At 60.1% G+C, this 24,980-nt stretch carries 22 protein-coding genes and 2 pseudogenes; 18 read left to right on the top strand and 6 right to left on the bottom strand.

The features are described 5' to 3' along the window. Window positions 1-54 precede the first annotated feature (54 nt). The 6 genes from C7G42_RS07895 to C7G42_RS34735 all read left to right on the top strand — a co-directional run bounded on the left by C7G42_RS07895 (window position 55) and on the right by C7G42_RS34735 (window position 7,062). Window positions 55-1,392, top strand: coding sequence for a GH1 family beta-glucosidase (locus tag C7G42_RS07895; protein ID WP_106948371.1), 1,338 nt, complete (start codon window positions 55-57; stop codon window positions 1,390-1,392). Beyond that, a complete protein-coding gene (gene glk / locus C7G42_RS07890) occupies window positions 1,389-2,363 on the top strand; it encodes a glucokinase (protein WP_106948370.1) in 975 nt (324 codons plus the stop codon). The genes C7G42_RS07895 and glk overlap by 4 nt, the downstream gene beginning before the upstream one ends. Further along, window positions 2,356-3,321, top strand: coding sequence for a 1-phosphofructokinase family hexose kinase (locus tag C7G42_RS07885; protein WP_199580693.1), 966 nt, complete (start codon window positions 2,356-2,358; stop codon window positions 3,319-3,321). Before glk ends, C7G42_RS07885 begins: the two co-directional genes overlap by 8 nt. Then, window positions 3,290-3,580: a hypothetical protein gene (locus C7G42_RS07880; RefSeq protein WP_245427631.1), complete on the top strand. Its 291-nt coding sequence runs from the start codon at window positions 3,290-3,292 to the stop codon at window positions 3,578-3,580. The genes C7G42_RS07885 and C7G42_RS07880 overlap by 32 nt, the downstream gene beginning before the upstream one ends. Before the next feature lie 481 nt (window positions 3,581-4,061). Beyond that, window positions 4,062-5,804 carry a site-specific integrase gene (locus tag C7G42_RS07875; RefSeq protein ID WP_106948369.1) on the top strand — a complete coding sequence of 581 codons (1,743 nt, stop codon included), beginning with the start codon at window positions 4,062-4,064 and terminating at the stop codon, window positions 5,802-5,804. Between the two features lie 730 nt (window positions 5,805-6,534). Next, window positions 6,535-7,062 (top strand): hypothetical protein, encoded by a 528-nt coding sequence (locus C7G42_RS34735; protein WP_147250236.1) that lies wholly within the window; start codon window positions 6,535-6,537, stop codon window positions 7,060-7,062. A gap of 138 nt (window positions 7,063-7,200) precedes the next feature. Here C7G42_RS34735 and C7G42_RS07865 read toward each other — a convergent pair whose 3' ends face one another. Beyond that, window positions 7,201-7,458, bottom strand: coding sequence for a helix-turn-helix transcriptional regulator (locus C7G42_RS07865; protein ID WP_106948367.1), 258 nt, complete (start codon window positions 7,456-7,458; stop codon window positions 7,201-7,203). 252 nt (window positions 7,459-7,710) lie between these two features. Between C7G42_RS07865 and C7G42_RS34990 the strand changes: the two genes are divergently transcribed. Genes C7G42_RS34990 through C7G42_RS07850 form a run of 3 tightly spaced genes read left to right on the top strand, consistent with a single transcriptional unit; the run spans window position 7,711 to window position 11,599 of the window. Then, window positions 7,711-8,574 carry a hypothetical protein gene (locus C7G42_RS34990; protein WP_158537577.1) on the top strand — a complete coding sequence of 288 codons (864 nt, stop codon included), beginning with the start codon at window positions 7,711-7,713 and terminating at the stop codon, window positions 8,572-8,574. Beyond that, entirely contained in the window at window positions 8,571-10,670 is a 2,100-nt protein-coding gene (locus tag C7G42_RS07855; protein WP_158537576.1) for an AAA family ATPase, read from the top strand. The genes C7G42_RS34990 and C7G42_RS07855 overlap by 4 nt, the downstream gene beginning before the upstream one ends. Before the next feature lie 41 nt (window positions 10,671-10,711). Further along, window positions 10,712-11,599, top strand: coding sequence for a 3'-5' exonuclease (locus C7G42_RS07850; RefSeq protein ID WP_106948364.1), 888 nt, complete (start codon window positions 10,712-10,714; stop codon window positions 11,597-11,599). 324 nt (window positions 11,600-11,923) lie between these two features. Here C7G42_RS07850 and C7G42_RS07845 read toward each other — a convergent pair whose 3' ends face one another. Beyond that, entirely contained in the window at window positions 11,924-12,154 is a 231-nt protein-coding gene (locus C7G42_RS07845) for a helix-turn-helix transcriptional regulator (RefSeq protein WP_106948363.1), read from the bottom strand. A gap of 150 nt (window positions 12,155-12,304) precedes the next feature. Here C7G42_RS07845 and C7G42_RS07840 point away from each other — a divergent pair, with 150 nt between their 5' ends. Then, window positions 12,305-12,913 (top strand): hypothetical protein, encoded by a 609-nt coding sequence (locus C7G42_RS07840; RefSeq protein WP_106948362.1) that lies wholly within the window; start codon window positions 12,305-12,307, stop codon window positions 12,911-12,913. 505 nt (window positions 12,914-13,418) lie between these two features. Here C7G42_RS07840 and C7G42_RS07835 read toward each other — a convergent pair. Then, entirely contained in the window at window positions 13,419-14,762 is a 1,344-nt protein-coding gene (locus C7G42_RS07835) for a site-specific integrase (RefSeq protein ID WP_106948361.1), read from the bottom strand. Window positions 14,763-15,281: 519 nt separating this feature from the next. Continuing rightward, window positions 15,282-15,617, bottom strand: a complete 336-nt coding sequence (locus C7G42_RS07830) for a DNA cytosine methyltransferase (protein WP_245427576.1) — start codon at window positions 15,615-15,617, stop codon at window positions 15,282-15,284. A gap of 278 nt (window positions 15,618-15,895) precedes the next feature. Between C7G42_RS07830 and C7G42_RS07825 the strand changes: the two genes are divergently transcribed. The 6 genes and pseudogenes from C7G42_RS07825 to C7G42_RS07805 all read left to right on the top strand — a co-directional run bounded on the left by C7G42_RS07825 (window position 15,896) and on the right by C7G42_RS07805 (window position 19,408). Further along, the gene (locus C7G42_RS07825; protein ID WP_158537575.1) at window positions 15,896-16,270 is read left to right on the top strand and encodes a transposase; all 375 of its coding nucleotides are present in this window, start codon (window positions 15,896-15,898) and stop codon (window positions 16,268-16,270) included. Then, on the top strand, window positions 16,267-16,443 hold the full coding sequence (locus C7G42_RS34985; protein ID WP_158537574.1) for a hypothetical protein: 177 nt from the start codon (window positions 16,267-16,269) through the stop codon (window positions 16,441-16,443). The genes C7G42_RS07825 and C7G42_RS34985 overlap by 4 nt, the downstream gene beginning before the upstream one ends. Before the next feature lie 169 nt (window positions 16,444-16,612). Beyond that, window positions 16,613-17,077 (top strand): MAPEG family protein, encoded by a 465-nt coding sequence (locus C7G42_RS07820; RefSeq protein ID WP_106948359.1) that lies wholly within the window; start codon window positions 16,613-16,615, stop codon window positions 17,075-17,077. 334 nt (window positions 17,078-17,411) lie between these two features. Further along, window positions 17,412-17,801 (top strand): SgcJ/EcaC family oxidoreductase, encoded by a 390-nt coding sequence (locus C7G42_RS07815; RefSeq protein ID WP_106948358.1) that lies wholly within the window; start codon window positions 17,412-17,414, stop codon window positions 17,799-17,801. Window positions 17,802-18,243: 442 nt separating this feature from the next. After that, window positions 18,244-18,766, top strand: a pseudogene (locus tag C7G42_RS07810) (IS3 family transposase); the annotation flags it as partial. 231 nt (window positions 18,767-18,997) lie between these two features. Beyond that, window positions 18,998-19,408 (top strand): helix-turn-helix transcriptional regulator, encoded by a 411-nt coding sequence (locus tag C7G42_RS07805; RefSeq protein WP_106948357.1) that lies wholly within the window; start codon window positions 18,998-19,000, stop codon window positions 19,406-19,408. A 179-nt stretch (window positions 19,409-19,587) separates the two neighbouring features. Here the strand turns inward: C7G42_RS07805 and C7G42_RS07800 are convergent. Beyond that, window positions 19,588-20,954: pseudogene (locus C7G42_RS07800) on the bottom strand (transposase). Window positions 20,955-21,092: 138 nt separating this feature from the next. Further along, window positions 21,093-23,045 (bottom strand): hybrid sensor histidine kinase/response regulator, encoded by a 1,953-nt coding sequence (locus C7G42_RS07795; RefSeq protein WP_106948356.1) that lies wholly within the window; start codon window positions 23,043-23,045, stop codon window positions 21,093-21,095. 666 nt (window positions 23,046-23,711) lie between these two features. On the opposite strand from C7G42_RS07795, the gene C7G42_RS07785 reads away from it, so the two are divergent. Together C7G42_RS07785 and C7G42_RS07780 are read left to right on the top strand one after the other, a co-directional pair. Further along, window positions 23,712-23,951 carry a DUF6894 family protein gene (locus tag C7G42_RS07785; RefSeq protein WP_106948354.1) on the top strand — a complete coding sequence of 80 codons (240 nt, stop codon included), beginning with the start codon at window positions 23,712-23,714 and terminating at the stop codon, window positions 23,949-23,951. A gap of 151 nt (window positions 23,952-24,102) precedes the next feature. Beyond that, window positions 24,103-24,702, top strand: a complete 600-nt coding sequence (locus tag C7G42_RS07780) for a Crp/Fnr family transcriptional regulator (RefSeq protein WP_106948353.1) — start codon at window positions 24,103-24,105, stop codon at window positions 24,700-24,702. The last annotated feature ends 278 nt before the right edge of the window (window positions 24,703-24,980 follow it).

The raw sequence follows: 24,980 nt of genomic DNA, 5'->3' as shown, positions 1-24,980 counted from the left end.
GCATGACTACCATGTCACAAATAATCATTGCGGGCTGGACCCAGCAGATTGTTCATGTCGACAACGCAATTGCCGCACACCACGAGCCTGCGCCCAGATTTCATCTGGGGCGTTTCTACCTCGAGCTTCCAGATCGAGGGGGCGGCGCGGGAGGACGGCCGCGGGCTCAGCATCTGGGATACCTACTGCCGAAGGGGCGCCATCAAGGATCACGACACCGGCGATGTCGCGTGTGACCATTATCATCGCTATCGCGAGGACGTGGGCCTGATGAAGGCTCTCGGCGTGCAGGCTTACCGGTTTTCGGTAGCCTGGCCGCGCATCTTGCCGCAAGGGTGCGGATCCGCCAACGAGGCCGGCCTTGCATTCTACGACCGGCTCATCGACGCGCTTCTGGCTGCCGGGATCGAGCCATGGCTATGCCTCTATCATTGGGATCTGCCCCAGGCTTTGGAGGAGCGCGGCGGCTGGCTTAATCGAGAGTGCGCAGCATGGTTCGCCGATTACACTGCCGTAGTTGCCAGCCGCTTCTGCGACCGCGTCAAGCGTTTCGCGACATTGAACGAACCCTCAATTTTCACTTTGTTCGGTCGGTCGCTCGGCAAGCGGGACCGCGGCAGCGAGGACGAACTCCATCGCATGATCCACAACGTCAATCTCGCGCATGGAGCCGCTGTGGATGTGCTGCGCGCGCGCGTCGCCGGCGCCTCGATCGGATGCATTCACAACCGGCAGCCCTGCCGTCCCTCCAGCCCAAGCGAGGCCGACGCAACGGCGGCATCACGGCTGAACGTCTATTGGAACGATGTCTTTCCAGAGCCGCAATGCCGTGGCGCCTATCCGCCGTCGATGCGGACGGCGATCGAGCCACACATGCAATCGGGCGACATGGCGCGCATTTGCCGCCCGCTCGATTGGTTCGGGCTCAATCACTATAGCCCGGTCTATGTGAAGACGCGTGCGGACTCGATACTGGGGTACGATTTCGGCGACAAGCCGGCCAACGTTCCCTTAACCCCGATCGGATGGCCTATCGAGCCCGAGGCTTTCCGGTCGACTCTTGAATCCGTCCATGGGCGTTACGGGCTGCCAATCTACGTCCTCGAGAACGGATATGGCAGCTTCGACCAACCAGATCAGACGGGCGTGGTGAATGACAGCGGCCGAATTGAATTCCTGAAGACCTATATCGAGGCGATGAATGCCGCCGCCTCAAGCGGCGTCGATGTGCGCGGCTATTTCATCTGGTCGCTGCTCGACAATTTCGAATGGGATTCCGGCTACAGCACAAGGTTCGGCCTGACATATGTGGACTATGCCTCTCTGCGACGGATACCAAAGGCTTCATTCGGCTGGTACGCCGGGCTGATCAAGGAGAGGTACTCGTCATGACAGCAGCCTCTTCGAGAGCAACCACTCTGCTCGCCGACATCGGTGGGACCAACGCTCGCTTCGCCCTGCTGGCCGACGGCAAGATCGGTCCGATCTCCCATATGGCCGTCGGCGATTTTGGCACCTTTCAGCAGGCTCTCGCGGCCTATCTCGGCGATACAGCACCGTCCGGTACCATTCGTAATGCCATTTTCGCCGCGTCTGGCCCGGTTCAGAATGGCCGCTGCGCCGTCACCAACAATTCCTGGATTATTGATGCAGCAGAGCTTTGCGCCGATTACGGGTTCTCCTCGGTACGTCTGATCAATGATTTCGAAGCGATAGGGTGGGCCTTGCCCCACCTTCCGCCGCGCAGCCTGCTGCCGCTTGGCGGGCGCGAGCGTGTCGCGGGAACGCCCCTCGCTGCGCTTGGCCCCGGCACCGGCCTCGGCATGGTGAACAGCATACCCCATGCCGGCGCCCCGATCGTGCTTCCTAGCGAGGGCGGCCATTGCACGATGGCGGGCGGCTCGCTTCGCGAAGATACGGTCGTTGAGCACTTGCGGCGACGCTTCGGACACGTCTCTTCCGAACGCGTCCTGTCGGGCGCGGGGCTGGAAAATCTCCATGACGCTCTGGCATCCCTCGACGGCGTGACGGTCCCGAGACGCCGCGCGGCCGACATCACCCGGACCGGAATCGAGGGCTCATGTCCGATCAGCCGGTCGGCGGTCGACATGTTCTGCGGCATGCTGGGCTCCGTTGCGGGCAATCTCGCGCTCGCAATCGGCGCAAAGGGCGGCATCTTCATCGCCGGAGGCATCTTGCGACACATGCCGGAATATCTTGCCGCATCTCAGTTTCGCGCACGCTTTGAAGGCAAGGGACGCCTTAAGGCATACCTCGCGCCGATACCTGCCTATCTCGTCCTCGATGAACACGTTGCGTTCGTTGGCCTGCGCGCTTTGACGGAGGCTGAAGGCCTTGGCTGAGACAGCGCCCGTCCAGATCGTTACGCTCACGATCAACCCCGCGGTCGATATCTCGACTTCGGTCAAGAGAATGCAGCCGTTCGTCAAGATGCGCTGCGCGGAGGCTCAGCGCGATCCCGGTGGTGGCGGCATCAACGTCGCCCGCGTTCTGAAGCGGCTCGGCACGGAAGCAACTGCCATTTACCCTGCCGGAGGCGCCAGCGGGCAAACCCTGGCGGCACTGGTCGAGCGCGAAGCGGTGCGTAGCATCGTGATCCCGACGTCGAACGACACCCGCGAGGACATCACCGTCTTCGACGAGACGACCCGCGAGCAGTTTCGCCTGGTCTTTCCGGGTGCCTTCCTCAGCGAGTTCGAATGGCAGCAGTGCCTCGACGCGATCGCCCGCACCAGCTGGCAGGCGGCATTCGTGATCGCAAGCGGCAGCCTCCCGCCAGGCGTGCCGAATGACTTCTACGGCAGGGTCGTGCGGGCATCGAAGGGCGCCGCCAGGGTCATTGTGGATACGACGGGCGTCGCGCTGAAGGCGGCATTGGAGGCGGGCGTTTATCTGATCAAGCCCAACCTCCGGGAGTTTCAAGATCTGGCCGGGATCAGCAGCACTGACGAGCCTTCTCTCATCCAAGCGGGGCGCCGCCTGTTCGATCGCTACCGCGTCGAGATCATCGCGCTCTCGATGGGGGCCGAGGGCGCGCTGCTGTTGACGCGCGATATGACCCTGCGCGCGAATGGGCTCCCGATCGAGCCCGTCAGCGTGTCCGGCGCCGGCGACAGCTTCCTGGGAGCGATGGTGTCGAACCTGGTCCATGACAACAACCTGGAAAGCGCATTTCGATACGCCGTTGCCGGCGGCTCGGCCGCGCTGCTCAGCCCCGGCACGGGACTTTGCCTAGCCGAGGACATTCATCGCCTCGCCACGAGCGTGAATGTCACATCCATCGCCGGCCCTCGTGCCTAGCGACGCGGGATATCTGTCCCCCGACGAGCGGCAGTTGCTGCTGCGGTTCTGGAGATGCGCGAGCGGCTTTTGGCGGGGAAGGTCGGCGAGCTGGGCCTGGACGCTCACCATCATGCTCGTTGCAACGGTCGTCCTGCAATTGCTGACCCAGTACTTCCTCAACTACTGGAACCGCGATTTTTTCACGGTAACGGACGTGTACAATCGTGTCGATGGCAGCAGCGAGAAGTTTTCCTACAAGGCCTGCATCGACGGTTAGCGGAGCAGGCACATTCCATTTCGCCCACGCTCCGAGTTGCGGACCTAATCCACCGAAGGGGCCTCTACGGTCAGCCTATATCTAACTTCGCTTGTACGGATCTTGTACGAGACGATTCTCAAGGGGCGAGCAAGCCTAAATTTAAGGGCCCACAAAGGATAAAATCCAAATGGAATCAATTTGGTAGCGGGAGAGGGAAACGCTACCAAGTCCAAATGGAAGCGAAATCATGATATTTTCCAGCATGTTGGCCGGATTGGAGTAGCGGATTTGGCAGTGTTACATCTCACCCGGATGTCTCGCGCCGGCCGCCTCCGGAAGGGCTGCAAACGTGTCTCGTCCCTCCTACCTCGCCCGGCGCGGCGACGGTCGCTATTTCCTGCAGATTCGGTTGGGGAAACAGGCGGCAAAGCTCTTTGGTCTCCCCCTCCTCCGTGTCAGCCTCAGGACGGGGAATTTCAACGAAGCGAGGCGCCGGCTGATGGATAATCTGGGGTGGGTACAGGAGCTGATCGAGGCTCCGGACCTAGAGGCGTTGGGGAGCATCCTCGACGCCCGGCTGCGCGTCTATGTCGACCGCGGTCCCCCTGACAACGAGCGGCTCCTCGCCGAGCGGTGCGCCTTCGAGCACGAAGTCCGTCGCTTTCTCACCCGGGCGCAGGAGCGCGGCTACGCCTACGCCCAGCGTTTTCCCCGGATGCCGAGCACCTGGGTCGACTTCGTCGACCAGAACAAGGCGGCCGAAGGCGCAATCGCGCGGCTGAACGTCCGACGCGCCCATGAGAGCGGCCGGCATGAGGCGACCGAAGCGATCAAGGAAGGCTGGACCGTCCCGGCCCCCTCGACGACCACGCAGCCGTTCGATCCCATCGCGATGATCGATCGTCTGGTGCAGGATGCCGTCGCCCAGAGGCTTCGACTGCTGCCGGCGCCTGAGGTCGGTTCGATCTCGCCCGCATCCGAGCCGACAATGTCGTCCGCCACCGTAGAGCCCTCCGATAGCTCTTCCAGCCGCATGTCGGAGGTGCTGGCGGAATTCCTCAAGCCGCTGGACCGCAAGCGCAAGCACACCGCGAAGGGCCGCGGCGAAGCAGCATCGATCGTCCAGTTCGCGATCGATCTTCTGGGTGATCCCCGGATGGACGAACTGATTGAAGCCAAATGGAAGTCGCTCGACGAGGCCCTGCCGGACATTCCCAACCGCGACAACATTCCGCGCAAATTTTCGCAGACGCTCTTTCAGCGCTACAAATATGCTGAAGAGACGAAGTGGTCGAAGCTGGAGCGCGTGACCACCACGACCATCAAGAGCCGCTATTGGGCCGGGCTCTACAAGTTCGTCGACTTTTCGATCGCGGAAAAGTTCTATCACGGACCGAAGCCTAAGTTCGTCTGCATCGACCCTGAGAATTTAGCCCCGCTGCCGCGCGATGCCTTCGACGACGATGAGTTGCTGACGCTGCTGAGGCTGCCGCTCTTCACCGGTTGCAAGAACCGTGTACACGTCTGGCAACCCGGCGAATACTTCGTGCAGTCGCACATCTATTGGGGCTTCCTGATCTGCATCCTCACCGGGATGAGGCCCGGCGAGGTCGGTCAGCTCAAATGTGCCGACATCCGTACCGATGGCGAGTTCTATTATTTCGATCTGCGCCCGTTCGATGCACGCAGCGGACGCGTCGCGGTCAAGGATCTACGCAATCTCAAAACCAACGCCGCGGGTCGCGTCATTCCGATCCATCCGCTTCTCATCGAGTTGGGGCTGCTCGATCGGATGCAAGACCTGATGGATCAGCAGGAAGCGCGGCTTTTTCCCGAATGGGATGCCTATACCCGTAAGGACGGCACGATCAGGTGGTCGCAGCCGCTCAGCAAGGCGTGGCAGTACGTGAAGGCCAAGCTGAAGCTCGATCGCGCGGACCTAACGCTCTATTCTACAAGGCATCTGATGGCTGACTGGCTGGACAATGAGGCGATTGCGCAGCGCACGCGCGATCGGATTCTCGGGCACGCCAGCGATGTTCGTGGCCGCTACGGCCGCAAGGGCGTGCTCGATCCGCAAATCGCCTCCGCGATCGAAGCGCTTGAGCCGCCGGTTATCAAGCAGATGAGGACGTTCCTGGTCGCCGCAAAAGCCCGGGCGGACAACGGCGAACTCACGACGCCGCTACGGCCGCAAGGGCGTGCTCGATCCGCAAATCGCCTCCGCGATCGAAGCGCTTGAGCCGCCGGTTATCAAGCAGATGAGGACGTTCCTGGTCGCCGCAAAAGCCCGGGCGGACAACGGCGAACTCACGACGCTAAAAACCTACTGAGGGCGCCTGCACCGAGAGACGAACTGGTGCAAGCTGGGCGCGCGGCTGACGAGAGCAGGACTCGGCCTGCGCTGCTCTAGCAAGGCTCCCGGCTCATCGGACAGTTTACCGTGGCCGGCCATTTCCTCCTAAGAGTCGGATGGATCCGGCTCAGGCATCTCATCCTGTGTCTGGCTCCTCCTCCACATCATCAAACTCAGCGCTCAAGGCGTCTTCGGGATCCTCCTCACTGGCGAAATCGCCGTTCCGGATGCTGTGCCTCGGCTGTCTTCGACGCCTGGCAAGATCGATTGGCTCGGGGAAGCCGTTGGTGCTGGAAACGAGGAAGTGTTCGGAAGCCTCCTCGGGCTCGGGAACACCGAACTGAGACGGCTGCGAGCGGAAGGAGTGATCTAGTGTCGACGGTCTCTGAGGAACGACCGCGCAGCAGGCCGTGGCCGTCGCGACGGCAGGACAGCCGTCCGTGCTTCGAACTCTAATAAAATTGTCCGCCCCGGCTCGACGGTTTCGAAACCGATTTGTGTGACGATGTGATCACGTGAAACTGTGATCGTGTGAAGCAGCAATCACGTTAAGTAGCGCCCGCTTTGTGTTCGAGGCTTAGCGTGATCACGTGACGTCGTCCCAAGGGGCATTAAGATGGCCAAACGAAACAGACTCGGAAGCCTCGCCAATTTCATTGAGCCGCCGCTGAAGCGAGAGTCGCCGATGAAAGAAGGACCGCACCCCAAAAGGTCTTTCGAAGGCACCGGCGCCACCCGACTGGCCATGGCCAAGGACTCACCGCCCCGCAAACGGGCTCAGCACTTGAACGCCGTCAGTCCTCTCAAGGCTTTAAATGAGGAGCAAGTGGAGAGAGAGGCCGTTGAAGGTGTGCGCGTGGTCGGGGCTCCCTCGACCACGCCGGAGAATCCACTGCCCGGCACGGAGTCTCGATGTTCGGCTACGGCCGACCTTCCTGAAGAACTTGATGGGGATTTGGCAGAAGGCAATTCGGGCGCAGATGGAACAGTAAAGCGAATGAGCTTGTACCTTGATGCAGATCTTTACTGGCGCATCAGAGAATACGCTCATCGGCATCGCACCAGGATGCATCCCATAATCGTGCGCGAGTTAAAAAGGATCATGAATGAGCTCGAGGCGGCCGATGCAGCGGCTTCTCGCTGAAAACTTTCGATCTGCACGGGGCAGAACAACCTAGCCAGGCTTGCCCGACCGGCGGTCGCGCGACCTGCGCGCTGACGATTCAGTTTGCCGATACACCCGTAATCCAAAACCAAGCGCCTAGTGAGGCCGCCCAGACGCTCAGTCCTTGAGCGCGACCCCTTCCCCGTACCCCTTACCCCCGTAAAGAAACACAATGCCGCGTCTCTGGAGCGCATCGCGCATTTTCTCATAGGTCGCAATCTTCAGCGGATTCACCGGGACGTCCTTGTCGGCCTCCAGTCGCGACACCGTGCGACGATCAACACCGATCTGTTCGGCGAGATCGAGCTGCTCTATCCCGGCCAGCGCCCGGCCGGCCCGGATCATGCGCCCCGATGGAATCTTATCTCCGGCCATTACGCGCCCCGAATCGAAATTCGGTTAACCATACCACCGGTTGTCGACCAGCACGACAGAGGCTCTTGTAATGTACGTCATATGGGATATATCTCATATGACGCACATTACTTACAGCGAGGTCGGCGAATGCGCCAATTCAGCTCCGTGGCGGCTCTGACGGAAGCTCTAGCGACAGCAGGAGTGCCCCTACATGCCTGCCCGCGAGCCTTCTCGGTTTCGACGGTATTCCTCGAGGGGCACCCCGGCGGTATGCGCCTGATCAAGTCGTGTGGATCGCGACTGTCCCTCATCACGGCGCCGTTCAAGGCACTCGAACGCATAAAGGCTTGCCTTTCCCCCTGGCAGTACGTCGCATACGTGATCGACGATCCCCTATTCGTTGCCAATGGGACGACCTACATCGGTCACGGCGACGGCGAGCGCGATTTCGGAGACCGACTTGGCGATGCCACCGCGAACATGCAGATCTACGTCATCATCGCTGACGAGGAGACGTTCGACAAATTCACCACAACCTATCTCGAGTCGCGGCTGATCAGGATTTGCACCGAACTCAATATCCCTCTGATCAATGGAGGGCGTCCTTTCGGCAGAAGCCTGACAATCAGAGACGATCTCGAACAATTGGTCGGGCACGCTGAGATGCTGCTCTTCGCTGCGGGCTTCGCTCGCATCCACCTCGCCCGGATGAGGCCGCCCGAGCAGTGCCGCAGGCTCTCCGTGACCGCAGATCTCGACGAAATGGTCGCCATGACCGATGACGAGAAAGCCATCGTGACCGCCGAGGGCGAGGCCTATCGGCTCGCTTGGCGTGACCTTCAAGTCGTGGCCTACGAATGGAACGACAGGTTCTACTTGATCGACGGATCCGACTACGCCAGCCGGACGCGCACCAGCCTGTCGCACGATCACCGGGGCAGGCGCGAACTGCTGGAAGCCCACGGATGGGTCGGCCCGAGAATCGATGCGCCAGACAAGATGACGGTCAAGTTGGGCTTCAGCTGCCGCAGCGGCGCGTTCGCCGCCAAGATTCTCTCGGGAGAAAAGCTGGACGAAAAGCATTGGGTTGCGGTCGAAAGTTCCCCCTCCGCCGACTACGGAGATCTGGCATGACTTTGCGCACACTTGCCGCATCGGTCCGGCCGCTCAGCGAGGTGTTCGCCGGCATCGCACACGGAGGCGGTGGGTTCTCGCAGCTGGCTCGATCCCACTCCGGTGGAGAGGCAGACGACGATCATGACATCGCCTCCGACGGCGGAGGAAGTCCGCTCCACACGACATCCAGATTTTTGCCCGACACCGCGGCCGCCGCCCTGCTGCTCGGCCGCGCATTCGAAAACGCGCGCCCTGTATTGGCTAAGATGTTGGACCGGGATTCCATTGTAGTCATTCAGGTTCCCCACCCCGACCTTGCGGATCCGATCCGACGCTTTCTGCGCCTCCTGCTCCCACGCGACATCCGCTTAATAGACGGCAACGAGCTCACTGGTTTCAACGCGACGTGGGTCGCAAATACCGCTATCGTGTTCAGCGAAGGGACCAAATCGAAGGTCTCGTCCGAGAAGGATGATGCCGCCGCCGTTGCAACAACCGTACGACTGCACTGTCCCATCATCGGCATCGCAACACCGTTTGGGCGGTTGCCGAAGCCGCTGGTCCGCCTCGCCGAACACCGCGTGATCGTGCCCTCCTTCGACGCCGACATCGTGGCCGACGTCATCGAAGCCGTGACAGCAGCGAGACCCGCTACGGTCGACGCTTCGATGGCAAGCCGCGTTGGCATCGTTGATCTCACGATCGCCGTACGCAGCGACATTGGTGCCGAACGTTCTCTCGAACGACTGCAACGCCTCGTCGACCCTAAGCACATTTACGACATACCGTCGCTCTCCGAGCTGTCCGGTATGGGCGCTGCGAAGACCTACGTCATGGAGGTGGTCGATTCGATGCGGGCCTATCTTGCTGGACGTCCCTGGAGCGAATGTCCGCACGGACTGCTGGTGTCGGGCCCTCCGGGCACCGGCAAGACCTCGCTGATGCGCTCGCTGGCTCGAGAGCTGCCCGGCGTGCACTTCATTGCCACCAGCTATGCGCAGTTTCAGTCCCATAAAACCGGGCACCTCGGCGACGTGACCTCATGTATTCGCGCAACCTTCGCCGAGGCGCTGCAGCGCCGTCCCTCCATCATCTACATCGATGAATGTGATGCAATTCCAGCGAGACATTCTGGCAAAGACAGCTCTTGGTGGAACGCTATCGTTGCAACTCTGCTCGAGTGCATGCAGGGATTCGAGCAGACCGAAGGCGTGTTTTTGTGCGCGTCGTGCAACGATCCGGACCGCCTCGATCCTGCACTCATTCGGGCCGGGCGCCTCGATCACCACATCCGGATCGAACTGCCCGATATCGAAGGGCTGATCGGAATTTTCCGCACGCACCTCCGCACCGACTGCGTCGGCATCGATCTGCGCGAGGCGGCGGTCGCCGCTCGCGGACATACTGGTGCCGACGTCGAAAAGTGGATCCGTATGGCTCGCCATGCCGCGCGCACAGCCGGAAGGAAGCTGGTTCTTGCGGACGTTCTCCAAGCGGTCCGCAACGGAAAGCCCAATCTGCCGCAGGACCTCCGCCGGTGCATCGCTTATCATGAAGCCGGGCATGCGATCTCGCATCTGGCTCTCGGCACCGCCATTCCGACGTCACTCTCGATCGGCGACGATGGCGGGTTCTCGGAAAGCGCGCCGGAACAGCTTCAGCTCCCCACTCAAGACTATCTTGAAAGGTTTCTCATCACCTCGCTTGCTGGCCGCGCGGCTGAAGAGCTGAAGTTCGGTGAAGCAACGACCGGCTCCGGCGGCACGTCCGCGAAATGCGATCTGGTTCGCGCCACGAGCCTAGCCTTACGAATCGAGAGTGCATACGGCTACGGACATACGGGTCTCGTCACGCTCAGCGAGGACGAAGTCACCGACAGCGACCTGCTCATGAACGGACCGCTGCGTTTGGCAACCAACGAGACGCTGAAGCGCGCCTACGCCAAGTCGCTGGCTCTCCTCAAGCACAACAGCCGGTCGTTGCACGCACTCGCGGAAGCCCTGTTTGCTGCTGGTTATCTCGACCAGTCTGAGATCGCCGCGGTCATCGCCGCTAACCCGCTCGTCCCAGCCGCCGCCCTCACGCGTGAAACAACCTCTCCGTCTCTCGACTAATTCACGCTGCTAGAGACCTAGCTCGTTCGATACTAAAGACCATGCAGAGCGAAATCAACGAAACCTTGGCAAGGCAACTCGAGGCGACCGGGCAGTACAGGGTGCTGCGCCGCGTCGTACCACCTAGCGCAGACTTCCGTCCAGAGACCGGGACGAGGATCGGCATCGCGCTCGATGTCGAGACAACGGGTCTCGATATCGTCCGGGACGAGGTCATCGAATTGGCAATGATCAAGTTCGCCTACTCGGCCGATGATCGGATTTTAGGGGTGGTCGATGTCTTTCAGGCTTTGCAGGAGCCATCGTCCCCGATCACCCCCGAGATCACGGCGCTGACCCGGATCACCAACGAAATGGTTGTCGGCCAAGCGATCGACCCGGTAGCGGTCGATCGTTTCGCGTCGGATGCAAACATCGTCCTGGCGCATAATTCGGCGTTCGATCGAAAGTTCGCCGAGAGACTTTGGCCCGTCTTCGTGCACAAGCCATGGGCTTGCTCGTCGAGCGGCATCACGTGGAAAGAGTATGGTTTTGCGAGTGCGAAACTTGAACACTTGCTGGCCGCGCACGGTCTCTTCTACAATGCCCACCGTGCCGTCGACGACTGTTTCGCCCTTCTGACTCTGCTTGATCAAAATCTGGCAGGGAGTTCGAAGGCTGCTTTCGCTTTCCTGCTTGAGCGGGCACGCCGCAAGACCGTTAGGATCTGGGCGGAACAGTCTCCATTCGAATTGAGGGGAGCGTTGAAACGACGCAATTATCGTTGGAATGACGGCTCCGATGGCCGCCCGAAGTCATGGTATCTCGACGTCGAGGAAGCGGCCTTGGATGCCGAGCTACTATACCTCCAGGCAGAGATCTATCAGCAGGAGATGGACCTCCAGCGCCAGGAGTTCACGGCTTTGGACAGATATTCAAACAGAACCTAACGTCACGTGCGCGTTTCTGTCCCGCGCGGCCCCACGTCCATTGCAGGAGACGTCAGCCTCACGATCGCCGAACGCCCTGTCACCACTTGGCATTCGCTACAGCGTACGTCTCCGAGCCCCTGAGTTTCCTTGGCCGTTGGCGCGCGTCTAGACGGATCGTCGACCACGGCATCCCCGCCAGTTCGCAGGCGAGTACGGCAAATCCGAGCAATGGGAAGGAGAACCTTGACGCTGGAGAACTGGCCAGAGAACGGCTTCTCGATGCAGGCGCCGATGTAATCCCGTCCGACGAAGCGCTGGGGGCCCCGTGTACGCCGAGCTCAATCACGATCGGCGTACTTGCAGTCCGACCGGCTTTGCCCCTTCAAAAATGAACTCCAAACCCCGGGTCTCGAACGCCTGGCGGATCTTATCGAGCGTCCGCTCGGTCGCTCCTCGAAACCCGCCTTCAATGCGGTAAATGGTCCGCACCTCGACCTTCGATGCGTCGGCGAGTTCTTGCTGCGAAATATTCAGCCAGGCTCGCGCTGCGCGAATTTGTTCTACTGATATCATATCTTAGGACCTTATTAACCTCGATTTGTCGAACCAACTGACATTCCAAGCCAGCCATGGGAAGGTTATTCCGAACCTCAACGCGCGTCCTCGCGGAGCGTCTCTCAAGCGCTACTACCGCGACGACGCCGTCAGCGAAAGGACGTCGACATGAAGGAAGTGAACAAGGTGCCTGAGCGCGATGGAAAGGCTGCGCTCGGGCTTCGCAGGGATGGCGACCGCGCCGATGGGCACGGCGTCGGAATTCCCCTTCCCTCTCTCGGAGATCAGGCGGCGTGGAAATTCACGGTAGCTCCGACTTGGCCGTTCTCCCCGAACGACAGCACGCCGCTGACGTGGTGGCGCACGATGCCCGCGCATGTCCTTCGCGACCAGGAGCGTGCGAAAATCAGCGAGACGCTGCGCTACGTTGACGTGCTTCGTTCTGACGACGAATTCCGGGCTGCCCTGAACGGTGACGCCGATGCTGCCATCGCGACGGCCCTGGCGATGATGCCGATCAAGACCATCGATTATCACACCGACATCGCGATGACGGCACTGCTGCGCTGCGCGCTTGCCGGCCAAGCATCCGCCGCACTCGTCCTCGCACAGATCGTCGGGCTCACGGACGTGGGTCACGCCCTCACGAGAGAACTCTCGGTGTCGTGGTTGGGGTGGGGCTTCCGCTACTCCACCGAACCCGAGAAATTCGGTGAGGCTGGCGCCGTGGTGTTGTCGGCGATCAAAGCGCACGAGAGTGGGACGAAGGAAGGCTAAGCTTGGCAGCCTTCGCCGATGCGGCGCCCCATCGCAGGATGCCTGAGGTGTAAGACAGCGTGCGATCGCACCGGCCGGTTACCGGTACGCTGACGGTATGTTACCGTGCGATAACCGGTATCAAGACACCATAAGCGCAACTTGCTTCCTGCCGTCCGCAGAAACCCGAGGCCCTGCGGGACCAACCTCCTGCTCACAAGTGAGACTGTTGCCCGGTTGGGATTTAGGTCGCCTAGAGGTGGGTTTTGCCGACGCCATCTGCGCCGCTGTTGGGGACCGTGGAGACGTATCTGACCGCTCGGCATCACGGCGTTCCACAATGCGAGTTCCAGTGTGGGAGGGCGGGGCCTTCCTTCGGACGCCCCCCGTTACACCGCCCCGACTGAGGCGCTACAAAGCCAGGGTGTGGCGATAGATAGGACAGCGTTACCAACTCTATGATGGCAAGCATTGGCGCGCCTGCTGCCGCCTCAAAACCTGGGATCTAACGCCACACTCCCGGTTTCTAGCGCGCCGGCGACGGGGAATCTTCCGACGCCTTTTCGGCCTTCTTTTTGAGGTCGGCCAGCTCCTGCTTGGCCTTCAGGACCTGGCGCTTCTCCAGCTCGGCCATGTGGGCCTGGACCGGCGCGACCTGGTCCGCCAGCGCGTGCGGCACGTCGAACGGCTCCTTGACGCCGCCGAGCCAGCTCGAGCGCTTCTTTCCGTAGTGCTCGATCTGGGTCTCGATCGAGATGTGGCCGCACAGGGTGGCGACGACGGCGGCGTCCCCGGTGGCCGACTTCATGTTGGCGATGAACTGGTGCCGCAGCGAGTACAGCGAGTAGTTCTCCTTCGGGCACAGGATCGAGCAGGCGTGGTAGAACAGGTCGGCCACGTCGGCCTGTCGCTGCGCGAACTTGCCTTCCAGCGTCCATTTGTGGGCGCGCTGCACTTGGCGGCCGATCGCCTCCAGGGTCGAGTCCCGGAAGTCCGAGATGTCGAGGGTGCGGTACTCGCCGTTGCCGCGGCCGTGGGTGGCCTTGGCGTTGACGACGTGGAGCCAGATGCGCCGGCCGCCGTCCGGGACCCTTCGGGTCTCGATGTGCGCCAACGCCCACTCGCCGGGGCGCAGGCCGGTATTGACGCCGGCCACCATCCAATCGTCCAACCAGTCCACCGCCTGGGCGCGGCTGATCTGGCCGAGACTCTCCCGGATCTCCTTGAAGTGCTTGGCGCGGATGCGCTTCGCCCGGGGCTTCGATTCCTTCACCTGGCCGCGACGGTAGGTCGATCGGGCCTCTTCCAGGAGCCGTCTACCGTCGGTGTACAGCAGGGCGACGGCGTCGGGACCGGAGTCGTGCGGGATGGTGAGGATGATGGCCGCCCCGGCCTGGCGGTAGGTCCGCCACGCCGACTTCCTCAAGCCGGGGCGCAGCTCGCTCATCCATCCGGCGAACACCATCGGGTCCAAGTCCTCGAGGCTAACCTGCAGGCGGCGCTCCCGGCGGTAGCGATCGACGAGCTGCCGACCGCGGCGCAGGTATTGTCCTTGGGTCTCGGTCTCCTGCAACAACCTCGCCATTCGCTCTTCCTCAGTCTCGTCTTCCTCGGTCTCGTCGGGGGTCTTGCCGGCCTTGGCAGCCTTGCGGTTGCGGCGGGCGCGCTGCGAGGCCTCGAACTCGCGCGCAATGGCCTCGTCCAAGGTGCGGATGCGGCTTGGGTTAGGGCCTGCGGGGGGAGCGTCAGGCGTAAGCGGCGCCGCCGCCCCCGGCTCCGGAAAGACGTCAAACGGCTCGGCGGCCGGCGGCTTCGACATGTTCGCGCACGGCACCGCCGGCGGACGGACGGGGGAAGAGGGTTCTGTCATGGCGAGTATCCGAGTTCTGCGACGCTACAACGGGAAATATCTTGGCCCAAGACGGGGCTGATCTCGATCGTGGCGATCGATCGCGGAGCCGGATCGATCAAGATTGCTCTAATACCTTGCGTGCTTGTCTCCTCCTCACTCGGTGACAGCCCTCACCTCCGACCGACGGCACATTCCACGCTGCGCACGGAAAAGAGGGAAAGGAAAGGTTCCCTTGCGTACGATGGCCAGAAATGCGGGGAAAGCGAAACGGTGGGAAGCTAACTCGTCAGCGATCCCGCACAGGTTGATGCAATCTGATTGCTCAATTGCATTCGGTGCGGCGATCGCGGCCTGCGTGCAGGCGGCGCCGTAGCGCGGCAACCGGAGAGATCGAAATGTTTCACAGTCAGATCGCGCGCAACAAGTCGGATCCCTCAGCTGTTCTGTTCTCGTCTTTCGTCCGCGCAGCGGGCCTTGCGACTTCGAAGCCCGACAATAGCCCAATCGCAAGTGAAGGCGAAGGCGCAAAGTCTTGGTCTAGCTTGCCTTTTTGAGCCTGTCGCGGCCGCTGCTTGCTAGGGAATCGAGCAGAACGTGCAGAACGGAAGCTATCTTTCGAGCCAGAAGTGACGGAACCGCATTGCCAACCTGGACGTATTGTTCGGTGCGATTACCCTTGAAGAAGTAGTTGTCTGGAAACGTCTGCAGACGCGCAGCCTCCCTGACCGTGAGGCTGCGGCACTGGGCGGGATCCGGATGAATGAAATAGTGGCCGTCCTTGAATATGACTTGTGATCGTTGTCGCGGGCTGCTTCCAGACCTGAAATGAGAAGTTGCCGCCGTGTCTAGTTGGGATCGAGGCTTGCGCTTCATCGCACCATTGGTCCCGCGAGCTGCAGGCGTTGGGGCATACGGTGCGTCTGATGCCTCCGGCCTATGTGAAGCCCTACGTTAACGGCAGAAGAACGACAGCACCGACGCGGAGGCTATTTGCTAGGCGGTCACAAGGCCCAACATGCGGTTCGTGCCGACCAAGACGAACGAGCAACAGAGCTGTCTGATGCTTCATCGCGTACGCCAACTCGATCCGCGCATATCTGGCCGAGTTCGGGATTGTTGCCCCCGTCGGGCGCAGGGGTGTCGAACAGCTGTTGAAAGTCGTCGCCGATCCAGCCGACCGCCGGGTCCCGGAGGTGGCCCGCGCGTGTCTTGCGGCTCTCGGCGGTCAGTTGCGGGCACTGAAGGCTCAGATCCTGGAGTTCGACAGGCGCATCATTGCCTGGCATCGATCAAACGCGACGAGCAGGCGACTGGATGCGATCCCTGGCGTCGGTCCAGCACTGGCAACGGCGCTAGTCGCAAGCGTTGCCGATGCCGGAACCTTCCGGTCGGGGCGGGACTTCTCGGCCTGGGTCGGGCTCGTGCCGAAGCAGAACTCCAGTGGGGGCAAGGACAAGCTTCGCCGTATCAGCAAGCAAGCGATCGCTATATACGCAGCCTGTTCACAGCGGGCGCACTCGCCGTGATCCGCTATGCCAAGATCCATGGCACGAGCCATCGGCCTTGGCTCACTGCGTTGTTGGCACGCCGCCCCACCAAGGTCGCAGCCATCGCACTCGCCAACAAGCTCGCCAGAATGGCATGGGCGATGATCGCCAGGAACGAACCCTACAAGGAACCCGCCGGCCTTACGGCGTGAACGAGATCACAGCCGGTCACCGGCTGTAACGTAACGGTTGGAAGGGCGAACAGCACTAATGCAGCGCCGGTCGATCCGGCGATCAGGACAACCCACATGGGCCATGGCATCTTCGAATGCGTGCTTTTGATCGGGACCTGATAGCATCATCGCGTTCGCGGAGAGAGGCATGAACAAGTTCAGTTTGCAAAATCCGATATTCGCCACCTACGTCATTGCCGCAACGATCATGATACTCAAAGCACTCAGTATGTCGTGGCTGACTGTGTTTCGCATGATGCAAGCGAAGGGCGGGTTCCGTTCGCCCGAAGACCTCAGGAAGACGCTTCTCAATCCCGCGCCCGATCCCAAACAACTTGAGCCCAATGAGCACGTCGAGCGCATCCGACGTATCCAACTGAATGATCTCGAAAACCTGCCCTTCTTTCTCGTGGCAGGCCTACTGTTCGTTCTAACTGAGCCTTCTCTACTGATTGCCCGCTTGCTTCTGTACGGGTACGTAGTATCGCGCCTTCTCCACTTTGCGGCCTATTTCACGGAGCGCACCCACGACACGCGGGCGACTTTCTGGACCATAGGTTCTCTGATCCTTGTCTACATGACTTGTCAGACGTTAGTGACGGCATTGCAGTGACAACAGCTCAAGCGGCCAGCTTCCACATCTGGCCCATGGCTGCCTCCCCTCTTCGCTTCGTGCTGAGAGGCGCATTTGACCCATCTCGGACATTGCGTCTTTTTAGGATTCTCGCCTCTCATTATGTAATAAATAGACGATGCTTGATTGGGATCGGACGCTCTTCCTGATATGCTGTAGAGCTTTCAGAAAATCGCTTTCCTTTGGAGGTCGCCAATGCGTCGCATTTCGCTCCTGTGGATTCTTGCCGCACTCCTGTTTGGCCCTCTTACGGCGATCAGCATCGCGCAAAACATTGGGACCTCTGAAGATGAAGAGGCCATAAAAGAACCTCATGGCCGAAATGACCAATGGTTTTAATAACCACGATGCGAAGGCAGCTACTCGAATGTATGCGCCAGACGGCGATTTTGTGAGCGTCCGCGGAGAGGCAGCAAACGGCGCTACCGAAGTCGAGGCCAAGCTCGCGGCTATCCTCGCAACGAGAGCTAGGAACGCTTCCCTCAAGACTTTGAAAATGACAATACGCTTCGTTCGGCCCGACGTTGCACTTGTCCATGTTACCAACGAGCTCGGCGGCCTTGTAAATGCAAACGGGCAAACGCTGTTGGCCCACCAAGAACTGAGTCTGCAAGTGCTAGTGAAGGAAAACGACGGTGCGTGGCGACTCACGGCGTTTCAGAACACACTGGTTGCGCCGTTTGATGAATCCAGGCCAAAGTGAAAAATAGACGATTTAACGACGGGGTCATTGACGGCGGACGTCGTTTTCGCGACTTCCGCACATGGCCCGATGCTGACCCGGCCGATCTCGCAGGTAGTATCCGCTTTCAAGGTGCGACAACAGGCAGTCGCAAACTTGGTGGCGCTCGTCCGCCCGTGACCCGAAGCTGTCTTCGACCCTAGCCGGAGGGCCGGTTCGTATAATCAAATAGTTCGTGATCGTCCAAACGCGAAAGCAGTCCTATGGACAAACTCAGCTTTCAAAACCCCCTTTTCCATGCCTATGCAATTGCTGCCTGCATAATGATTCTCAAAGCCGTCGTGATGTCGTGGTTGACGGTTGCTCGAATGATGCAGGTGAAGGGCGGGTTGAACCGCCCCCGGGTTTGCCGGAGGCTCCAACTCCTGAGAGGATGGAGCCATGACGAGCAAGACAACGAACGCCACGGCCGAATGTTCTTTGGCTCTCGGACTTCACCTATGTGGCGAACTGGACCGGCTTCGTCTACGTCGCCTTTTGTGATCGACGCCTATGCTCGCAGGATCGTGGGCTGGCGAGCCTCGCGAACGGCGCATGCAGGCTTCGTGCTCGATGCTGGAGCAGGCCCTGCGTGATCGGCAACCGGTCCATGGCGGCGGCTCGTACACCATAGCGACAGGGGCAGCCGATACGTATCCATCAAGTACACCGAGCGCCTGGCTGAAGCTGGTGTCGGGCCTTCTGTCGGCAGTGTCGGAGATTCCTATGACAACGCCCTCGCCGAAACGATCAACGGCCTCTACAAGGCCGAGGTGATCCACAGGCGCGGACCCTGGCGTAGCTTCGAGTTCGTCGAGGTCGCGACGCCGGAATGGGTCGACTGGTTCAACAACCGACGGCTCCTCGAGCCCATCGGCAACATCCCGCCAGCCGAGGCCGAACAACGCTACTACGCCATGCTGAAACAACCCGCCATGGCGGCATAACTTAAACCAAATGGCCTCCGGCAAACCCGGGGCGGTTCACTACCCTTTTGTGCACGAGTTAATCAATTTTTAAGTGGCTGGGCCCACGATTCTGGTATGAGGATTCTAGGCGCAATTCTTGATGCTCTCCTCGCTGTCAATTTCGTGGACTAGATTACAACAATGGTCGCTATTGACCAGGAGCGACTATGATGTTGTCGCACATAACCAGATCATTTAGTTGAGGGAGTGATGCGAACGGGCCCGCTTCCGTCGCTTAACCGGTATAATGCAATCATTGCAGAGCTAGACCAGTTGGTCAGCGTACTGCCGCCATCGAGACCGCTGTACAGCAAAGAATTAGCTCAGCACATTGGCACGTCGGTGCGAACGTTGCACTCGGCATCGGTCTCTGTCTGCGGCATGGGCTTGCATTCCTATCTTCGTCGGAAGAGGTTATCAGAGGCGCGGCTGCAACTTTCGACGGGCGCGTTTAGCGTCAAGGCGGCGGCTCTTGCCAATGGCTTTTGGCACTTGGGCGATTTTTCGCGCGTTTACCGTCGCACTTTTGGTGAGATGCCCTCGCAAACGCTTGCCCGTGCACAAGCAGCTAACAATTGTTACCTTGGCCACGAGCTCAGAGAAAGCAAGCCGAAGCTATAGCTAGTCTTGCCTCTTTTAAGACACCCATAGCTCGACCTCTGCGCGCGGGTCGCCACAATGTCCCTTATTGGCCGATTTTGTTGCAAAAGTCGGCTGTTAGCGATGGATCGTTCGGCCATTTCTCTAAGCACAACCGGCTTTGATCCGCCGGCCCTGACGCTCTCTACCCAACTCGAACGCTACGCAATGCACAGAGCCCGAGCAGGTGGCGGACGAGCGCCCAGCCACGCGAGCCGCCGCGGGTTCTGGGCGATGGCAGCAAGAACAAACTCGTCCTGAGCGCCTCTTGGTCCCCGCAGTCGGAGCCGACCGAGCTTCAGGATGCGCTTCAAGTGTGCGAACCGCATTTCGATCGTCTTGCGCTCACGCCGTGACTTCTCAAAGTCTTCGGTGTCGGCAATCGACCGGGCAACGTCTCGGGCGTATTCATGGATGTCGCGCGGGATCTTGCGCGATGGTTCTTTTGGACAGCACTGCGATTTAAGCGGGCATACATCGCAGTCGAGCTTGCTTGCTCGATACAGCAGCGTCTTGCCTTCATGCACGGTACCGCTTGTCCCAAGCTGCTTACCACCCGGGCAGTGATAGACGTCGCCGGCCGGGTCATATCGAAAGTCGCTCCGCGAGAAGGTACCGTCATCCCGCTTCGACTTATCGAACACAGGGATATGCGGCGCGATGCCCTTCTCCTCGACCAGCCAGTTCAGCATCGGAGCAGCTCCGTATGCGGTATCTCCGATTAGCCGTTCTGGCTTGAGACCGAAGCGCTCCTCGGTCCGTTCGACCATGGTCTTTGCTGCGCCGACCTCGGCCTGGCGAATGGCGCGGGAGGCCTCAACATCAACGATGACACCGAACTTCACGTCGATGAGATAGTTATCGGAGTACGCGAAGAATGCCGCCCCCTTGTGAGCCCCGGTCCATTGCGCTGCCGGACCGGATGGCGAAATAAACTTCGCGATGACATCGCTGGCGGCGCCCCACGCCGTATCGTTGAGGGTCGCCAGATACTCCTTCACCGCGCGTCTAGACTTGGCTGGATCGCGATCCCTGCGCCAGTCCGGACCTGCGATCGAGCGCTGCTTGTTCGCGTCGGCCGCATTCAGGCTCGCATCGACTGCAAATCCCTCGCCACCAACCAAATCCATGCATGTCTCGACGATCCGTTCGAACACGCGGCGGAGAACATCGCCATCGCGGAAGCGCTCGTTGCGGGCGCGCGAGAACGCAGACTGATCCGGGATAGCGTCCTCGATGCCGAGCCCGCAAAACCAGCGATAGGCGAGGTTCACCTGCACTTCACGGCAGATCAGCCGTTCGGCGCGGATCGAAAAGACATACCCCACGCCCAGCATCCGGATCATCAATTCCGGATCAATCGAGGGGCGCCCCATCGACGAATAGTGAGATGCAAGTTCGCGCCGCGAAGCCAGGACAGATCGAGAGCAGCATCGATCCTTCGCACCAGATGATCTTCCGGAACCGCGTCGCCAAGACGAAACTCTTAGAACAGTTGACCTTGGTCACTCTTCAGACGGCCCATCATGAATCGACCTCGCCGAGAATCGCGTCACATAACGGAATCACGCTTCGCGGTCTGTCTCAACCGACTTTTTGCAACAAAATCGACCCAAAGCGGACCGTGGCCCTGCTTGGCATAAGCTGATGGAGTGCCCGACCAGTCTTAGTTTCGATCCAAAATTTCGCGGACCTTTAGCGCCAATCTGGCCTGAGTGACGGGCTTTTCCAGAAGGTCAACGCCATCATCAAGCCGCCCATGGTGAACGACCGCGTTGCGCGAATAGCCGGTCATGTAGAGAATCCTGAGATGGGGTCTGATCTCCTGCGCGCGTCTTCCCAACTCGCGTCCGTTGATGCCGGGCATGACCACGTCGGTGAGAAGGAGATCAACATGGTGATTCTCCTGTAACAGGATTGTCAAAGCAGCCTGCGCGCTGCCGGCGGACAGAACTTGGTAATTGAGCTCGCGCAACACGTCCGAGATGTAACCTCTAAGGTCGGGATCATCTTCGACGACGAGAATCGTTTCGACCGAGCTGCCTTCCGATATGAGTTCGTCGTCTCCTTCCGGAGCAGGCTGCGGGTTATTGCCGGCGTAGCGAGGGAAGTACATCCGGATGCTCGTGCCTTCTCCCACCTCGCTGTAGATTTTCACATGTCCGCCAGACTGCTTCACGAAGCCATAGACCTGGCTCAGCCCAAGGCCGGTCCCCTGGCCCGGGTCCTTGGTTGTGAAGAATGGCTCGAATGCATGGTTTAGAACCTCAGCAGTCATGCCAGATCCTGTGTCACTCACGCAGATGATAACATACTGTCCGACGGACAGCTCCGGGTTGGCCCGTGAATAGCCCTCGTCGGCAGAGACGTTCGTAGCCTCGATAGTTAGCTTTCCACCACTTGGCATCGCGTCACGGGCATTGATCGCGAGATTGACAATCGTAGATTCCAGGTGGTTCAGGTCTGCCTCGATCTGCCAGAGGCCTGCGCTGCCGACGGTCTGCACTTCAATGCGTTCGCCAAGCGTGCGCTGAAGAAATTCCTGCAAACCGCTCAAGAAGCTGTTGAGGTTGATCGGTTTCGGGTCGAGCGCCTGGCGGCGCGAGAAGGCGAGCAACCGGCTGGTTAGCGCCGCAGCCCTTTGCGCGCCGCGCTTCGCGTTCGCCAGTGCGCGCTGGAGGTTTGGCCCTCCGACATTGCGGCTGCTTCGCTCCGCATTTTCAAGGTTGCCGAGGACGATCATGAGCAGGTTGTTGAAGTCGTGAGCAATGCCGCCGCTTAGCTGTCCGATGGCTTCGAGCTTCTGCGAGGCGGCAAGCTGATCTTGGACACGTTGGAGCTCTTCCTGCGCCTGCTTCCGCTCGGTCAGATCGCGCGTGATCTTAGCAAAGCCGACGATTGCACCGTTTTCGTCGGTAATCCGGTCGATAACCACTGAAGCCCAGAAGCGGGTGCCATCCTTTCGCATGCGCCAGCCCTCGGCCTCGAAGCGGCCCTGTGCGGCAGCCTCGGCCAATGCCGTTTTCGGCACTTCCTTTTCAAGATCCTCAGGCGTGTAGAACGTGCTGAAATGCCGACCGATGATCTCTTCCGGCCGATACCCTTTGATACGCTCGGCGCCGGGGTTCCACGTCGCGACATGACCTGAGATGTCCAGCTGGAAGATAGCGTAGTCGACAACGGCCTCAACGAGCCGGCGATAGCGTCGCTCGCTTTCCAGTAGGTCGTTATGAGCTTGCTGCCGTTCGGTGATGTCGCGCGTGACCTTCGCAAACCCGATCAGGCCGCCGTCGTCGGCACGTATAGCGTCAAGGACGACGAGGGCCCAGAAGCGAGAGCCATCTTTTCTGACCCGCCACCCCTCTGAAGCAAAGCGCCCCGTCGCTGCAGCCGTTGCCAAAGCCTTTCTGGGGAGGTCCTTTTCTCGATCTTCCGCCGTGTAAAAGGTCGAGAAAGACTTCCCTATGATCTCGTCAGCAAGATAGCCTTTAAGCCGCTCAGCCCCTTTGTTCCAGCTTCGGACCACGCCCTCGGCATCCAGCATGAAGATGGCATAGTCAACAATGGAATTGACTAGCAGATCGAGGCTCGGGGAACGCGGGGCGGCAGCCGTGTGCATTTCGATTGAACTCGGAAGGAGGGGAAAGTTAAAGTCCGGCCTCAGGAAACGTTCCACATTTATAGCGTCACGGCGTCAAATGCATTTCCCCGGGCCAAGGGGATAGCGGACTGATCCAAAGCCTCTCGGCTGTCGTACCATCGCCGGAGGCCCGAATGGAACACGATAGAATCTTACAATTTCCATGCCCCGTCCACGACCTTTCGCCAGAGGAGTTCGCTTCCCGCCTAACAGGCCTCACCGAGAAGTTGGATCTAGAACTTTCTGACGAGGATAACACTTATGGCCAGCGACTGGCCCGCATTGAGCGAGCAAGCATTAGGCTGATGGAGATCAGCCTTCTTGTTGCTCGGGGGAGAGACAGGAAGCGCGCAGCCGAGACGTTCAAGCGGCTCACGTGTTCAATAGCCGATTTGCGATCAAGGTTGAAGGACGCGTAACTTGGGATTGACCATTAGCTCGGGGCTGCACAGTCCATTCGCGCCCCGAGCAAATTTACCTAACGACTCAGCTGGAGTCCGATAGCCGCTCCTAGCGGACTCCAGGATTTTGCAGCGCGCTGGCGAGCTGCTGGCCGACGGTCGGTCCCTTGATCGGCCGGCGCGCGAAGACTTGCCAGCAGTCGGCGCTATTGGAACTTTGCTGCAATAGGCTGATTAAACGGACATGCCGGCTTTCTACTTTGATACTCACCGTGGAAACGACATCACGATCGACGACGAAGGGATCGAGCTTGCCGATCGGGTTGCTGTCGAAAAGCTGGCCCTGGAATCATTGGCCCAGGCCATACTCGACGACGCGCGCAAACACAGAACAGGCGTGACCAAGATCGAAGTTCGCGACGCCGCGAGCCAAATCGTTCTGAGAGCCTCCGCCGCCGTCTCTATTGAATGTTTGGGCCCCTAGTGGGAGGACCTGGCCTGAAGCTAATTTCCCGGGTTCGGCCCAAACGAACCCGCCTTCCAAAATAAAGGCGTGCTACCGTGGGTAGTCGCTAGGGCCTGCCAAGCGATCGAGAGTGCACTACGCTCCCGCCCAAACAAGCGGAACGCACTCGATGCCCTACACAAGATTGATCGCGCGGCTGGCGGCGACGGCCGATCTTACCCAAGAGGACGGTCAACGGCTGCTTGCGCTTCCCTCAACCGTCAGGACATTCGAACACGGCGCTTACGTCCTGCGTCAGGGTGATATGGCGACGCAGTGCGCCGCGGTCATGCGCGGCGTGTTGACCCGTGAAAAGGTGATTGCCGATCGGAACCAAATTCTTTCAATTCATGTGCCCGGAGATCTGCCGGATCTCCACACTCTTCTCCTGCCGAGGATGGACCATGACCTTCGCAGCGTCGGACCTTCCACGATAGCATTTGTGCCGCACTCCGTGCTCCAAACTGCCGTACTCGCATCTGCAACATTGATGCACACGCTGTGGCGTCAGACGCTCGTTGACGCGGCGATCTTTCGTGAGTGGGTCGGAAACCTCGGTTCGCGAGATGCACTCGCAAGAGTGGCCCATCTTTCCTGCGAGCTGACAGCTCGGCTAGAGGTTGTCGGCCTTTTTATTGTTGAAATTCTCGACCGTAATGCCCTAGAAAAATTGGCCGAGTTTGATCCCGATTACCTTCATCACAGTCGACAAAAGGGCTTCCAGCCTTAAGTCGCCGACTGCCTTTATGGCTTTGGATAGTGGTATGCTGCGGTCCATGGATTGGCACCGGGTTTCTATCGCGACGGCTCTTATCTGGGTGGCCCTACCCGCCGCCCTGCTCTACGCGCTGTTGGCTCGCTGGCCGCTCTTTGGTGGGAGCGTGCCGTCGCCCTGAGGGTGAGTGGCTGGAAAGTGGCCCCAAGTTGACACTGCCAAGCGCCGGTCGAGCGTCAGCTTTTGACCCTAGGCTGTCATTTTTCGCTGTTGAAGCAGCTCGAAACGCGTTT

The organism is Bradyrhizobium sp. MOS003 (assembly GCF_003020125.1).
In the GTDB taxonomy this organism is placed as follows: domain Bacteria; phylum Pseudomonadota; class Alphaproteobacteria; order Rhizobiales; family Xanthobacteraceae; genus Bradyrhizobium.
The sequence above is the reverse complement of the archived record's forward strand: the minus strand, read 5'-3'. Positions and strand labels throughout refer to the sequence as shown.